The sequence below is a fragment of the Microtetraspora fusca genome (assembly GCF_001570365.1).
GTDB lineage: Bacteria > Actinomycetota > Actinomycetes > Streptosporangiales > Streptosporangiaceae > Microtetraspora > Microtetraspora fusca.
In genome coordinates, this window is record NZ_BBYK01000039.1 from 268,750 (window position 1) to 283,329 (window position 14,580).

General features: G+C 69.7%; 11 protein-coding genes. 5 read left to right on the plus strand and 6 right to left on the minus strand.

Features of this window, described 5'->3' with window-relative positions:
• The first annotated feature begins 174 nt into the window (after positions 1-174).
• A complete protein-coding gene (locus AWQ68_RS04315) occupies positions 175-969 on the plus strand; it encodes a deoxyribonuclease IV (RefSeq protein WP_066934934.1) in 795 nt (264 codons plus the stop codon).
• Positions 970-1,038: 69 nt separating this feature from the next.
• Here the strand turns inward: AWQ68_RS04315 and AWQ68_RS04320 are convergent, their stop codons facing one another.
• The 3 genes from AWQ68_RS04320 to AWQ68_RS04330 form a co-directional block, all read right to left on the minus strand.
• Positions 1,039-2,331: a glycosyltransferase family 87 protein gene (locus AWQ68_RS04320; RefSeq protein ID WP_157544869.1), complete on the minus strand. Its 1,293-nt coding sequence runs from the start codon at positions 2,329-2,331 to the stop codon at positions 1,039-1,041.
• Positions 2,332-2,335: 4 nt separating this feature from the next.
• Positions 2,336-3,664, minus strand: coding sequence for a glycosyltransferase family 87 protein (locus AWQ68_RS04325; RefSeq protein ID WP_066934940.1), 1,329 nt, complete (start codon positions 3,662-3,664; stop codon positions 2,336-2,338).
• Between the two features lie 276 nt (positions 3,665-3,940).
• Entirely contained in the window at positions 3,941-6,421 is a 2,481-nt protein-coding gene (locus tag AWQ68_RS04330; RefSeq protein WP_157544871.1) for a transglycosylase domain-containing protein, read from the minus strand.
• 950 nt (positions 6,422-7,371) lie between these two features.
• Between AWQ68_RS04330 and AWQ68_RS04340 the strand changes: the two genes are divergently transcribed.
• On the plus strand, positions 7,372-8,007 hold the full coding sequence (locus tag AWQ68_RS04340) for a PadR family transcriptional regulator (RefSeq protein WP_218006763.1): 636 nt from the start codon (positions 7,372-7,374) through the stop codon (positions 8,005-8,007).
• A gap of 13 nt (positions 8,008-8,020) precedes the next feature.
• Entirely contained in the window at positions 8,021-9,100 is a 1,080-nt protein-coding gene (locus tag AWQ68_RS04345) for an inositol-3-phosphate synthase (protein ID WP_066934953.1), read from the plus strand.
• Positions 9,101-9,148: 48 nt separating this feature from the next.
• On the opposite strand, the gene idi is transcribed toward AWQ68_RS04345, so the two are convergent.
• Positions 9,149-9,730, minus strand: coding sequence for an isopentenyl-diphosphate Delta-isomerase (gene idi / locus AWQ68_RS04350; protein WP_066934956.1), 582 nt, complete (start codon positions 9,728-9,730; stop codon positions 9,149-9,151).
• Between the two features lie 157 nt (positions 9,731-9,887).
• Between idi and AWQ68_RS04355 the strand changes: the two genes are divergently transcribed.
• The gene (locus AWQ68_RS04355; RefSeq protein ID WP_066935607.1) at positions 9,888-11,189 is read left to right on the plus strand and encodes an MFS transporter; all 1,302 of its coding nucleotides are present in this window, start codon (positions 9,888-9,890) and stop codon (positions 11,187-11,189) included.
• On the opposite strand, the gene AWQ68_RS04360 is transcribed toward AWQ68_RS04355, so the two are convergent.
• Both AWQ68_RS04360 and AWQ68_RS04365 read right to left on the minus strand, forming a co-directional pair.
• Positions 11,175-12,437, minus strand: coding sequence for an adenosylmethionine--8-amino-7-oxononanoate transaminase (locus AWQ68_RS04360; RefSeq protein ID WP_066934959.1), 1,263 nt, complete (start codon positions 12,435-12,437; stop codon positions 11,175-11,177). The two genes, AWQ68_RS04355 and AWQ68_RS04360, sit on opposite strands and share 15 nt — an antisense overlap.
• Before the next feature lie 24 nt (positions 12,438-12,461).
• Complete coding sequence (locus AWQ68_RS04365) at positions 12,462-13,898, minus strand: CCA tRNA nucleotidyltransferase (RefSeq protein WP_066934961.1); 1,437 nt, start codon at positions 13,896-13,898, stop codon at positions 12,462-12,464.
• A 103-nt stretch (positions 13,899-14,001) separates the two neighbouring features.
• Here AWQ68_RS04365 and AWQ68_RS04370 point away from each other — a divergent pair, with 103 nt between their 5' ends.
• Positions 14,002-14,538: an aminoacyl-tRNA deacylase gene (locus AWQ68_RS04370; protein WP_066934964.1), complete on the plus strand. Its 537-nt coding sequence runs from the start codon at positions 14,002-14,004 to the stop codon at positions 14,536-14,538.
• Positions 14,539-14,580 lie beyond the last annotated feature (42 nt).

Here is a 14,580-nt window from a genome sequence, read left to right on the forward strand (position 1 = left end):
CTCTTTACCGATGGCCATATGGTCCGCCCTTCACCCCCGGGACGCGCGCCGGCCGGACCGTCTAGTGTCGGTACGGCCTAGTGTCGGTACGGCACGCCCCCGCCGTGCGCGGCCGTACGACGGGCACGCGGCTCCTTCCACACACGTTCCCCGACCCACGGAGGTACGACGACGATGGGCAGTGGCCAGGACGGACACCTCCCGCGCATCGGCGCGCACGTCGACCAGGACGACCCGCTCGCCCACGCGGCGGCGCGCGACGCCGACGTCGTGCAGTTCTTCCTCGGCGATCCGCAGGGCTGGAAGGCCCCCGTCCTCCCGGAGAGCACGGACGCGATCAGGGACTCGGACGTGGACGTCTACATCCACGCGCCCTACGTGATCAACGTGGCGACGGCGAACAACCGGATCCGCATCCCGAGCCGCAAGCTGCTGGAGAGCCACCTCAAGGCGGCCGCCTCCATCGGCGCCAAGGGGCTGATCGTCCACGGCGGGCACGTCAACAAGGACGACGACCCGCAGATCGGGTTCGACAACTGGCGCAAGGTCTTCGAGCGGATGGACTGCCCCATCCCGGTGCTGATCGAGAACACCGCGGGCGGCGGCAACGCGATGGCCCGGCGGCTCGACCGGATCGCCCGCCTGTGGGACGCGGTGACCTCGGGCGCGCGCGACGCCTCGATGATCGGGTTCTGCCTGGACACCTGCCACGCCCACGCGGGCGGCGAGGACCTCGCCGACGTCGTGGACCGGGTGAAGGCCATCACCGGCCGGATCGACCTGGTCCACTGCAACGACTCGCGCGACGCCTTCGACTCCGGCGCGGACCGCCACGCCAACCTGGGGGCGGGCCAGATCGACACGGAGCGGATCATCGCGATCTGCCGCCAGGCACAGGCGCCGATCGTCGTGGAGACGCCGTTCGAGGGCCAGGCGGACGACATCGCCTTCCTCCGCAAGCACCTCTGATCTCCACCACGGATCCACAGCCTGTGGATAACTTCTCTGGATTGCGGGCGCGTAAGAACGGGTAAGGACTTACGCCGTGCGGATCCCGGGACCGCGCGTGGCCGCGCCGTCCCGGGGGGCGCCCGAATCCTTGCCGGGCTCGGCGTCCTCTCCGTGCTCGCCGGCTGCGGCGAGCACGTCACGCCGGTCCCGGCCCGGCCTGCGGGTGCTCCGCCAGAGCTGGACGAACGACACGACGGCCGCCGCGAGGAAGATGAGGTTGCGCGCGACCAGGATCAGCGTGCCGGGCAGCCGGCCGCTCCAGCTGTAGTCCTCCTCCACCCAGGGGTACATGATCCCGGTCAGCAGGGTCGCGACGAGGACGAGCCAGGCGGCGGGCCGCTGCCGGGTCCGCGCGACGAACACCACGGCCGTGGCGCCGAGGATCCAGATCAGGTACTGCGGCGACAGCACCCGGCTGGTCACCACCAGGAACAGGACCGTGGTCAGCGCCGCGTCATAGTAGGTCTTCTCGGTCGGCGCGGCGCGGAACCACCAGACCGCGAGCAGGACGAGCGCGGCGGGCGTCGCGGCGACGCTCACCAGGGTGGCCATCTCCACGCCGGGCCCGACGAGCTCCATCGCGCCGTGCTGGTACGTGGTGAACCCGCCCCACCACCCCAGCGCGCGGGCGAGCGCGAACGGCGTGGCCGCGAGCGACTCGATCTGGAGCCCCCGGTCTTGCTGGGCGGTGAGAAAGTCGAGCGCGTGCGGCAGGACCAGGGTGGCCACGCCGCAGCCGAGCACCACGACGACCAGGGCCGAGGCGCCGCCGCTCAGCAGCTCGCGCCAGCGGCGCAGCCCGGCGAGCAGCGCGACCGGCCACACCTTGATCGCCAGCCCGAACCCGATCAGCGCTCCCCGCACCGCCGGATCCGTCGAGAGCGTGAGCGCGAGGACCGCGACCAGGGTCACCATCAGGTCGTACCGGGAGATCAGCAGCGGCCCGAGCAGGGCCGCGCCGACCGTCCAGGCCCACACACCGGTACGGCTCCCGCCGGTCTTGACGGTGAACCGGCACAACAGCAGCAGGATCGCGAGGTCGCACACCAGCGCGAGCACGTAGAAGTTGATCCGGTAACTCCACGGCAGCAGGTGCGGCGCGAGCATGGGCAGCGCGGCGTAGGGCGGGTACTGCCACTTCTCGTCCCCGGCGGGGAACTGCCCGTCGAGCAGGATCTGCGACCAGTTGCCGTACAGCGTGACGTCGCCCTCGAACGACCCCTCGTGCCCGACCGGGATGACCTGCGTCGCGGCGAGGAAGAGCACCAGGCGCGTGATCAGCCAGACCGGCAGCACCTGCCAGGGAAACCGGTGTCGCACCCTTTCAGGCTTCCACGACCGCGGCGTCGGCCTTCGGCCGGGGCGGGAAAGTGAACCGGTCCTCGGCCCCGTCGAAGACGCCGCCGGACGGGTCGTCGACCCCGGACGCCCGCACCGTGTCCAGCTCGGGCCGCAGGATGTCCCGTACGACCAGGGCCATCAGGACGACGATCGTGATCGCCCGCGCCCAGACCGACAGGAAGTACGCGGTGTCGCCGATGCCGAGGTCCACGCCCTCGGGGTACTGCGCGGCGAGGTAGAGCCAGATCGAGAAGAAGTACCAGCACTCGGCGATCTGCCAGGCGAGCAGCGCGCCCCACTTCGGCCGGGCCAGGACGGCGAACGGCACCAGCCAGAGCACGTACTGCGGCGACCACACCTTGTTCGTCACCATGAACGCGGCGAGCGCGAGGAAGCAGAGCTGCATCAGCCGGGGGCGGCGCGGGGCCGCCACGGCGAGGACGGCGATGCCCAGCAACAGCACGGCGAGCGCGCCCATGGCCATCGTGTTCAGCGAGTCCGCGTCGGCGAGGAAGCCCCAGTCCTTGCGCTGGAAGAAGAACCACAGGCCGCCCCAGTCGGCGCCGCGTTCGCTGCTGAAGGCGTAGAACCGCTTCCAGCCCTCGAAGTTGATCAGCATGACCGGCACGTTGGCGACCAGCCAGGTCCCGGCCGCCGCCAGCGCCATGCGCAGGAACGGCACCCACTTCCCGGTGCGCACGGTGAGCAGGAACAGCGCGCCGAAGAACATCAGGGGATAGAACTTCGTCGCCACCGAGAGCGAGAGCAGCACGCCGGCGAGGATGTGCCTGTCGCGTGACCAGGCGAGCAGCCCGCCAAGCGCGAGCGCCCCGGCCGCCAGGTCCCAGTTGATGTACGCGCAGAGGATGACCGCCGGGCCGATGGCATACCAGAGGGCGTCCCAGGGGCGGGCCGGGCCGGCCAGGGCCGCCATGACGAGCACTCCGGCGATCAGGGAGCCGCCCATGAGGACGACCGTGATGTCGTAGAACGCGACGCCGTCACCGCTCGCCAGTCGCCGGCCGAACTCCATGATCGCGCCGATGCCGACGGGGTATTCGACCGGATAGTCGACGTAGGGGATCTTCCCCTCGTTCAGGTGCTCGCTCCACCACAGCGGATAGATGTCGGTGTAGCAGAAGTTCGTGTACTGCCCGATGCCGCCGTTCCACGCGCCCCCGAACCGGCACGGCCATTTCCACAGAAACGCGAGCACAGCGCCGAGCCCGGCGAGGAGCCCGAGCGGCAGGTACGGCACGGCCCTCTGCGCGGCCGTGCCGAGCGGCCCAGGAGCGTTGGTGGTCCGAGTCATCACGCGCCTATCGTTCACTTCGGGGAAACGTTTGCGGGGGGCGTACGGGGCGGATCTCCGCCCATCGACGATCAGCTTTTCAGCAGCGGCACCGTACGCACAATAAGCCAAGAACGGTGGAACGGTCTTTCGCGGTGTTCGCCTGGATCACCGCGTTTACCGGGTTCGCAGCGGGGCGAATTCACGGCGTTCATCGCTGAATCTTTCACGTGGATTCCCCCGTTCACGGAAAAGGCGAAGCCCCCGCGCGTACGGGACGCGCGGGGGCTTCGGGCGCTACTTGCCCGTGCCGGACGTGGTCCTCCTGCCGCCGGACGGCGAGGGCGCGGGCGCCATCGCCGGGGCCTGGCCGAAGCCGTTGTCGCCGCCCCACGGGTCCCCTCCGCCGTCACCGCCCGGATCCAGGTTCCCGGTGCCGTTGCAGGAGAGGTCCATGGGGTCGCAGTCGCTCGTGTCGTCCGGGGGGAACCCGCCGTCGTCCGGCGGGAAGTCGTCCTCGGGCGTGGCCGTCGGCGTCGGCGTCGGGCTGGGCACGATGTTCTCGGGCTGGCCGATGCCGGACTTGCCGGGGAACTGCTCGACCTTCTCGTCCTTCATCGCCTCCAGCATGAACGCGCGCCAGATGCTGGTCGGCTTATCGGCGCCTTCGAAGCCGAGCGAGACCTCCTTCGGCCGCGAGTAGGGGTTGTCGTCACCGTACTTGGGCGCCTTGCCCGTGGGGCAGGTCAGCGCCTTGAGCTCGACGACCTTGCCGCTCTTGGTGCGGCACTGCTCGCGGTACATGCCGACCGCGGTGACGAGCTGCGGGGTGTAGCCGACGAACCAGGCTTCCTTCTCGTCGTTGTTGGTGCCGGTCTTGCCGGCTGCGGGACGGCCGATGCCCTTGCCTCCGGCCGTACCGGTCTTGAGCACCTCCTCCATCGCCACGGTGGCGTCCGCCGCCGCCTCAGGGCTGATCACGTTCTTGACCGTCGACTGCTCGCGCACGACGACGAGGTCGCCCTTCTTGACCTCCTTGACGACGTGGTAGTCCACGTGCTTGCCGGCGTTGGCGAAGATCGAATAACCCGCGGCCTGCTCGACGGGTGTCACCAGGGCACTCCCGATGGAGAACAGGTACTTGTGGTCCGCGACGTCCTTGTCCATCGCCTGCTTGTTGAGGCCGGCGGCGACGGCGATCTGCTTCACCGCGGCGAGCTGGCCGATGGTGCCGCTCTGCTCGTCCAGCGTGTACGCCATGGACGCGAACGCGGTGTTGACCGACTGGGCGGTGGCCTTGACCACGTCGATGGCCTGGCCGACGTTGTGGCTGTTATTGATCTTCGTCGTCCCGGGCAGCGTCTCCGGCACCGTCACGTTGCCCGGCACGTAGCTGTTGAGGCTGTGGCCCGCGTCCAGCCACGCGGCCAGCACGTACGGCTTGAAGGCCGAGGCCGCCTGCTTCCTGGAGTCGAACGCGGTGTTCCAGTTGTTGGCCACGTAGTTGTCACCGCCGTAGAAGGCGAGCACCCGGCCGTTGCGCGGATCGACCGCGGCGAGCCCCGTGTGGAACTCCTTCGACATGCCGTTGGTGACGCCCTTCACGGCCTTCTGCGCCTCGACCATCAACCGCTTGTCGAACGTCGAGACGATCTTGTAGCCGCCGCTCCTGACCATGTCCGGCGACAGGCCGCCCTCCTTGAGCTCCTGCATGACCTGGATGATCATGTAGCCCTTGAGCCCGCCCATGACGTCCTTGTTGTTCTCCTTCGCGAGCTTGGGGAACTTCTTGGGGTCAACGAGCTTGCCGTCCTGCACGCCGTACTTCGCGGGGAGCCCGCTGTACCTCCCCGGGTCCAGCTTGGCCATGCCGTCGATGACGTACGCGAAGCGCTCCTGGGTGGGGGCGAGGTTCTTCTTCAGCTCCTCCACGTCGAACCGGCTGGGGCTCTGGATGCGGCCGGCGAGGTAGGCGGCCTGGGCCTCGTTCAGCTCCCAGACATGCTTCTTGAAGAAGGCCCTCGCTGCCGCCTCGATCCCGTTGGCACCACGGCCGAACGGAACCGTGTTGAGGTACTGCAGGAGGATCTCGTCCTTGGACATCGACTTGTTCAGCTTGATCGCGACGAAGATCTCCTTGATCTTTCGCTGCGCGCTGACTTCCCTGCTCAGGCCGTCGTAGTAGTTTCTGGCCATCTGCTGGGTGATCGTGGACGCACCCTGGACCTGCTCCCCGCTGACGGTCATCCACACCGATCGCATCAGGCCACTGAAGGAGATGCCGGCATCCTCCCGGAAGCTGCGGTTCTCCGCGGCGATCACCGCGTCCTGCACATGCCGGGGAATCTTGTTGATGTCGTCGATGATCACTCGCGTCTCGCCGACCCGGCCGATGGCGGTCTTGCCGTCGCGGTAGTAGATCACGCTGCCCTGGGCGGTGGCGTCCGCCTGCGTCGCCTTGGGGATCGGCGTGTTCGCGTACGCGATGGCGATCATGCCGAAGACGCCGGCCACCAGAACGGTGAACCCGACCACGACGATCTTCCAGCTGGGGATGAACCGCTTCCAGCCGGCACGGCGGGGCTTGCGGTCGTCATCGTCGTCGTCGAAATCGCGCGGATCCCGCGGCCCGCGTCCTCCCGGACCTCGGCCCCCCGGCCCTCCGGGACCGCGACCACCCGGACCGGGCTCGCCCCTGCGGCGCCGCCCGTCCGCGCCCATCGCCTGGGTCTCCTCACCGTCGCCCCGGCGACGCGGCTCCCCCGAAGGCGCGCCCATGACCTGCGTCCGGTCGCCACCCGGCCGGCCGCCCGGGCCTCCGGGTCCACCGGGGCCCGGCCGTCCCTGCCCACCGGGACCACCACCGGGGCCACCAGGACCACCAGGACCGCCGGGTCGGGGCATGTGCTGGGTGCGCTCCTGACCGCCGGGTCCGCCAGGACCGTTCCTACGCGGATCGGGTCCCGGGCGCGGCGGGGGCGACACGGGCGGCATGCCCTGCGTGTCCTCGAAGGCCGCCTCACTGCGACGCTGGGCGCCCTGCCGTCCGCCGGGATCTCCTTGGGGGGCACGGCCGTACTGATCATCGGGCCCGGCGTCCGCGCGACGGCGGCGCCCAGGGCGGGCTGATCCACCGGAGCCCGAGAAATCCTCGGGACGGCCGGTCGGCTCCGGTCCATAGTTGCTGTAAGTCACGCGTCCTCGTTCAGTCATCAGGGGAATGTCGCCGGCGCGGGCCGGCGGGCGGGTGAGCGCGTCTCCTCAGGAGACCACCCTGAACCGGCGGACCGCCGTCCGTGCCAGGCGGGCGGCTCCTGTGGTTCCAGCCCCAACCTTGGCAGACCCGAACCACGTGGACGGGGACTTCACCGCATTCCCGGGGGGTCGCGGGAGGGAACTGCCCGGCTTTTACCCTGGCCGCCAAGTGTTCGCGCCGATCACGTTCCACCGGCGTGATCTTGGTCACATTGGTGACAAAGGGCGCAAGAAAGGGGTACCGCGCGCGATCGCGGGGAGCGCCCGATTCCATGCGGTCCCGGCGGATCGGCACGCGCGCCGCCCGCTCGGCCCGCCCGGTCCCGGGCGTCCACTCTGACCGCATGTGACACAGATTACGGCTCTTTACCGGATCGTGCCGCGCCCTTGACACGTTGCACGGTATGCCAGCACGGACGTATCCTTCGGATGTATCGGTTCGATACATCCGCGAGATACAAGGAGGTGTTCCGGTGACCGGCCCGCGTGGTGGAATGCTGGAGCTCGCCGTCCTTGGCTCGCTACACGAAACCCCCCTGCACGGGTACGAGCTGCGGAAACGGCTCAACACCCTGCTCGGGATGTTCCGTGCGTTCTCGTACGGCTCGCTGTACCCCTGCCTCAGGGCGCTGCTCAACGACGGTCTCATCACCGAAGAGGAGCCGCCGGCGGACACCGTCATCGGCCGCAGGTCGAAGATCGTGTACAAGCTGACCGCCGAGGGCAAGGAACGGCTGCACGAGCTGCTCACCCAGTCGGGCCCCTCCTCCTGGGAGGACGAGAGCTTCGGCATCCGTTTCGCCTTCTTCCGCCACACGGAGGCGGAGGTGCGCCTGCGCATCCTGGAAGGCCGCCGCAGCCGGCTGGAAGAGCGCCTGGACATCGTCCGTACGGCTCTCGCCCGGACGAGGGAACGGCTCGACAGCTACACGCTGGAGCTTCAGCGCCACGGGCTCGAATCGGTCGAGCGCGAGGTCCGATGGCTCAACGAGCTGATCGACTCGGAACGGCGTGGCGCCACGGCCCGCGAGGACCCGAGCACGACAGAACCACCGCATGCCGTACAGGACGAAACCAACAGGGCGGACATGCCCGAGGCAGATGAGTAAAGGAGCGAGTGCGATGGGTTCGGTACGCGTAGCCATCGTGGGTGTGGGGAACTGTGCCGCGTCACTGGTGCAGGGCGTCCACTACTACAAGGACGCCGACCCGGCCAGCCGAGTGCCGGGCCTGATGCACGTGAAGTTCGGCGATTACCACGTCGGCGACGTCGAGTTCGTCGCCGCCTTCGATGTGGACGCCAAGAAGGTCGGCCGCGACCTGTCGGAGGCGATCGTGGCCTCCGAGAACAACACCATCAAGATCTGTGACGTGCCGCCCGTCGGCGTCACGGTGCAGCGCGGGCACACCTTCGACGGTCTCGGCGAGTACTACCGCGAGATCATCGAGGAGTCCGACGAGCAGCCGGTCGACGTCGTCCAGGCGCTCAAGGACGCGAAGGTCGACGTTCTGGTGTCCTATCTGCCCGTCGGCTCCGAGGAGGCCGACCGGTTCTACGCCCAGTGCGCGATCGACGCCAAGGTGGCCTTCGTCAACGCGCTGCCGGTCTTCATCGCGTCCGACCCGGAGTGGGCGGCCAAGTTCACCGAGGCGGGCGTGCCGATCGTCGGCGACGACATCAAGTCGCAGGTGGGCGCCACCATCACGCACCGGGTGATGGCCAAGCTGTTCGAGGACCGCGGGGTCGAGCTGCTGCGCACGTACCAGCTCAACTTCGGCGGCAACATGGACTTCATGAACATGCTGGAGCGGAAGCGGCTCCAGTCCAAGAAGATCTCCAAGACCCAGTCGGTCACCTCGCAGATCCCGCACGAGATGTCCAAGGCCGACGTCCACATCGGCCCCTCGGACCACGTGCCGTGGCTCGACGACCGCAAGTGGGCCTACGTCCGCCTGGAGGGCCGCTCCTTCGGCGACACCCCGCTCAACCTGGAGTACAAGCTGGAGGTCTGGGACTCCCCCAACTCCGCGGGCATCATCATCGACGCGGTCCGCGCCGCCAAGATCGCGCTGGACCGGGGCATCGGCGGCCCGCTGCTCTCGCCGTCGTCCTACTTCATGAAGTCGCCGCCGGAGCAGTACTCCGACGACGTCGCCCGCGAGTCCGTCGAGCGCTTCATCCGCGGCGAGGCCGATCGCTGACGCACCGCCCCGGCTCGTCGTGAGCCGGGGCGTCTTCGTTTGTACGGGTCACCGTACGGCGGCGGGCAGGCGGGCCGGGTCGCCGACGGGCCAGGTCAGCGGGTCGGGGCCGAGCGCCACGAGCTGCGGCACCTGCTCCCGCGCCCAGGGCGAGATGTCCAGCTCCCCGCTCATCACCGTGTCGGCGAACTGCTTCCAGGGCATCCAGCGCACCGCGTCGACCTCGTCCGGGTTGGGCGTCGGCTCCGCAGAGACGATCACCCGGTAGACCGGGCACAGCTCGTTCTCGACCGTCCCGTTGTCCATCACCGCCCGGTACGCGAACCGGGGCAGCAGGAGATCGACGCTCTCGACGACGAGCCCGAGCTCGTACTCCAGCCGTCGGATCACCGCCGCGGGAAGCGCCTCGTCCGGCAGCGGATGCCCGCAGCAGCTGTTCGTCCACTGCGCCGGCCAGGTCTGCTTGTGCCCGGCCCTCTGCGAGAGCAGGAGGCGCCCCTCGTGGTCGAAGACGTAGCTGGAGAACGCCAGGTGCAACGGAGTGTCGGTGCCGTGCACCGCGGCCTTCGGGGCCGTACCCACGCGGTTTCCCTCGCCGTCGACCAGCACGACATGTTCGTCATTGGTCACACGACCGAGGTTACGGGGTCCGTCCCCGGAAACCTCGCGAACCGGCGGATCCGGTGGACACGCCCTTTCCCGCTCCCCGCGAGTGACGCGCCCAATCAGGGACGTGTCAGGGATGATCCGGATACGCCTGTCGTACCGCGCGCGTAGGCTTGCCGCCGTGTCCTACGTCTCAGATCTGCGCGTTGTCCTGCGGGGGCGGGACTTCAGACGGCTCTTCGGGACCCGTCTGCTGTCGCAGTTCTCCGACGGGATCTTCCAGGTCGCCGTCGCCGGCTTCGCCTTCTTCAGCCCGGAGAAGCAGGCCACCGCGGCGGAGATCGCCGCCGGCATGGCCGTGCTGTTCCTGCCGTACAGTCTGCTCGGGCCGTTCGTCGGGGTGTTCATCGACCGCTGGTCGCGACGGCAGATCCTGGTCATCGCGCCCTTCGTGCGGGGCACGCTGCTGGTCCTGACCGCGGCACTGCTGGCCAGCGGGGCCTCGGACGCCGTCTTCTACACCGCGGCGCTCGCCGTGCTCGGCGTCAACCGCTTCTTCCTGTCCGCGCTCGGGGCCTCGCTACCCCATGTCGTGCCGTCCGACCGACTCATGATCGCGAACGCGGTGACGCCGACCTCGGGCACCGTGATGACCTTCATCGGCGCGGGCGTCGGGTTCCTGCTCCGCTTCGCGATCGGCCCGGACATGGGCGGCACCGTCGCCCTGCTCATCGTCTCGGGCGTGGTCTTCGGGTTCAGCGCCCTGATCGCGCGCACCATGCCGCGTGAGCTGCTCGGCCCGGCGTACGCCCCGGACCGGCCGCGGGCGAGCGAGGTGATCCGCGACGTGCTGGCCGGTCTCCTGAACGGCGCGCGGCACGTCATGGCCCGTCGCCCCGCGGCGGCCGCGCTCGGCGCCATGGCCACCCACCGCCTCCTGTACGGGCTGTCCATCGCGCTGGTGGTCATGCTCTACCGGTACTACTTCACGACCGACGCCGAGGTGGCGCTCAAGGGCATCACGCTCGTGGTGGCGACCTCGGGCGCGGGCTTCTTCCTCGCCGCCCTGATCACGCCGTGGGGCACCCAGCGGTTCGGCATCGAGAACTGGGTCCCGGTGATGCTCGCGAGCTGCGGGGTGCTGGAGCTGGTGCTCTGCCTGCCGTTCCACCGGTGGGGCTTCCTCGTCGCCGGGTTCGCGCTCGGTGTGGGCGGCCAGAGTGTCAAGATCTGCGCCGACACGGTCGTACAGCGCGACGTCGACGACGTCTATCTCGGCCGGGTGTTCTCGATCTACGACATGCTCTTCAACGCCACGACCGTGCTCGGCGCGTTGATCGCGGCGACGATACTCCCGCCGAACGGCAAGTCCTACGCCGCGCTCTGCGTCATCGCCGGCGCGTACCTGCTGGGAGCGCTGGGATACCGCCTGCTCGTCCCCTCGCCCCGCGCCGCCGCTCTCGGGACGTCAAAGAGCGCCTGAGGCGGCCACCATGGCTTCGGCGATCCTGTCCACGTCCTCCGGCGTGCAGGCGTACGGCGGCATCGCGTAGATCAGGGTGCCGAAGGGACGGAGCCAGACGCCCCGGGCCATCATCATGTCCTGAATTTTCGCGACATCGACGGAGTGATGGGTCTCGATCACGCCGATCGCGCCCAGCACCCGTACATCCTTCACGCCGGGGGCGTCACGGGCCTCCGCCAGACCCGTGGCGAGCCCCGCCTCGATCCGGGCGACCTCGGCCCGCCAGGGCCGCTCCGCCAGCAGGTCGAGCGAGGCGTTCGCGACGGCGGCGGCGAGCGGGTTCCCCATGAAGGTGGGGCCGTGCATCAGCACGCCCACGCGCTCGGCCACCCGCTCCGTGCAGAGGGTGGCCGCCAGCGAGAGATAGCCGCCGGTCAGCGCCTTGCCCACGCACATGATGTCGGGCCGGATCCCGGCGTGGTCGCAGCCGAACAGCTCCCCGGTGCGGCCGAACCCGGTGGCGATCTCGTCGGCGATCAAGAGCACGTCGTGCTCGTCGGCCAGCTCGCGCAGCCGCCGCAGGCAGGCCGGGTGATAGAAGCGCATCCCGCCCGCGCCCTGCACCACCGGCTCCACGATGATCGCGGCCAGCTCGTCCGCGTGCGCCGCGACGAGGGCCGACAGCTCGTCCAGGTACGCCGCCAGCCGCGGGTCGTCGTCGTCCAGCCCGTACGCGGGCGGGCGGGGCGCGAAGACGTGGCGCGGCAGCACCCGGGAGAAGAGGTGGTGCATCCCGTTGACGGGGTCGCACACCGCCATGGCGCCGAACGTGTCGCCGTGGTAGCCACCGCGCACGGTCAGCAGCGTCGAGCGGCCCCGGTGCCCGGCGTCGTGCTGGATCGCCATCTTGATCGCGACCTCCACGGCCACCGACCCCGAGTCGGCGAGGAACACCCGGTCCATACCGGTCATCCCGGCGAGCGTCCGGGCCAGCCGTACGGCAGGCTCGTGCGTGAGGCCGCCGAACATGACGTGCGCCATGTCGTCGAGCTGGGCGCGGAGCGCCTCGTTCAGCCGCGGGTGGTTGTACCCGTGGACGGCCGCCCACCAGGACGACATGCCGTCGACGAGCTCCCGCCCGTCGGCGAGCGTCAGCCGTACGCCCTCCGCCCGGCGCACCACGTGAGCCGGGACGGCCGCCGGCGTGGCGGCATAGGGATGCCACACGTGCCGCAGGTCCAGCCGCAGGATCTCGTCAGCGTCCACGCCGCCACCCTAGAGGCGGCCCGGTCAGGACAGGACGTTCTCGGCCCGTGCCCAGGCGAGCAGTTCCTCGCGCGCCGCCTCCTTGCCGATCACGCCCTGGTCCATGCGCACCTCCAGCATGTGCTTGTACGCGCGGCCGACGACCGGCCCCGGGGACACGCCGAGGATCTCCTGGATCTCGTTCCCGTCGAGCTCGGGCCGGATCTTGGCCAGCTCCTCCTCGTCGGCCAGCCGCGCGATGCGCTCCTCGAGCTGGTCGTACGTCCGAGACAGCGCGGCCGCCTTGCGCTTGTTGCGTGTGGTGCAGTCGGCCCGGGTGAGCTTGTGCAGGCGGTCCAGCAGGTGGCCTCCGTCGCGCACGTACCGCCGGACGGCGCTGTCGGTCCACTCGCCGGTGCCGTAGCCGTGGAAGCGCAGGTGCAGCTCCACGAGCCGCGACACGTCCGACACGACGTCCTTGGGGAAGCGCAGCTCCGACAGCCGCTTCTTGGCCATCTGGGCCCCGACGACCTCGTGGTGGTGGAAGGAGACCCGGCCTCCGGGCTCGTTCCTGCGGGTCTTGGGCTTGCCCACGTCGTGGAGGAGCGCGGCCCAGCGCAGCACCCGGTCCGGGCCGGGGTCCTCCAGCGCGATCGCCTGCTCCAGGACGATCAGCGTGTGCTCGTAGACGTCCTTGTGCCGGTGGTGCTCGTCGATCTCCAGGCGGAGCTTGGGCAGCTCGGGCACGACGTGCGCGGCCAGCCCTGTCTCCACGAGCAGCGACAGGCCCTCGCGCGGCCGCCCACCGCAGACGAGCTTGTCCAGCTCGTCGCGGATGCGCTCCGCCGAGACGATCTCGATGCGCCCGGCCATCGCGGTCATGGCCTCGACGGCCTTCGGATCGACGGTGAACCCGAGCTGCGAGGCGAACCGCGCCGCGCGCAGCATCCGCAGCGGGTCGTCGTCGAAGGACTGCTCCGGTGTGCCCGGCGTCCGCAGCACCTTGGCCATCAGGTCGGAGAGCCCGCCGTGCGGGTCCACGAACTCGTGGCCGGGCAGCCGCACCGCCATCGCGTTGACGGCGAAGTCCCGCCGGGCGAGGTCGCCCTCCAACGTGTCGCCGTACGAGACCTCCGGCTTGCGCGAGGTCCGGTCGTACGACTCGGCGCGATAGGTGGTGATCTCCAGCATCCAGCCGCCCTTGCGGACGCCGATGGTGCCGAAGTCGATGCCGATGGTCCAGACGGCGTCCGCCCAGTCCTTGACGATCTCCAGCACCTGCTCGGGCCTGGCGTCCGTGGTCAGGTCGAGGTCGTTCCCGATCCGGCTGAGGAAGACGTCACGGACGGACCCTCCGACGAGGGCCAGCTCGTGGCCGCGTGCGGCGAACATCTCGCCGATCTCGTCGGCGACCGGGGCGATCCGCCGGAAAAGGTCGTCCACGGATCGTTTCTGAATATCGCTCAGATTTGAAACGGACAAGGCTGGGTACGTCCTTCGGTCACGGAACAGGTTTCCCCCGACACGCTGCGATCACCTCTTACGGCCATGCCGGGGGCTCTGGGACGAGGCAAGGAGCTATGAGATGAAGGACGCTCTCGCCATTCACCGCTGGCTCCTCGCCCACCAGATCCACCATGAGATCGTACGTCTTCCTCGCCCCTTGACATGCGCCGACGAGTTGCCCGAGGTCCTCGACGCTCCCGCCGCGCGCTGCGTCTGCGTCACGGTTTTCGACGCCGTGACCCGCGGAGTGGCCGAGCCGGTGGCCGTGGTCGGCGCCGTCGGCACGGCGCCCGCGCCCTCCGCGGTGGCGGCCCTGCTCGGGGCCGACCGCGTCTCGGCCGCCTCGGCCTTCCTCGTGAACTCGGTGACCGACTACGCCGCCGGGCTCGTCTGCCCGCTGCTGCTCCCCGACGGCCTGACGGTCCTCGTCGACCGGCGACTCGCCGACGGCGTCCATCCCGACGAATCCGTCTACACCGTCACGGGCGAGCGCCGCACCGCGCTGCGAATCCGTGCCCGGCACCTCTTCTCGCTGGTCACGGGCGAGTCTGCGGACCTCGCGATGCCCCGGCCGCGCGCTCTGACGACCCTGGCAAGCCCAATGAGGACGGCTTAGGCCATACCATTCTGGGCGTGCGCCGATCCTCACACCTGGCCC

Bases quoted from the DNA above. Each gene is read 5' to 3' on its own strand.
- AWQ68_RS04315 (WP_066934934.1), top strand. From the start codon at position 175: ATGGGCAGTGGCCAGGACGGACACCTCCCGCGCATCGGCGCGCACGTC.
- AWQ68_RS04325 (WP_066934940.1), bottom strand. From the start codon at position 3,664: ATGACTCGGACCACCAACGCTCCTGGGCCGCTCGGCACGGCCGCGCAG.
- AWQ68_RS04330 (WP_157544871.1), bottom strand. From the start codon at position 6,421: ATGGGCGCGCCTTCGGGGGAGCCGCGTCGCCGGGGCGACGGTGAGGAG.
- AWQ68_RS04345 (WP_066934953.1), top strand. From the start codon at position 8,021: ATGGGTTCGGTACGCGTAGCCATCGTGGGTGTGGGGAACTGTGCCGCG.
- AWQ68_RS04370 (WP_066934964.1), top strand. From the start codon at position 14,002: ATGAAGGACGCTCTCGCCATTCACCGCTGGCTCCTCGCCCACCAGATC.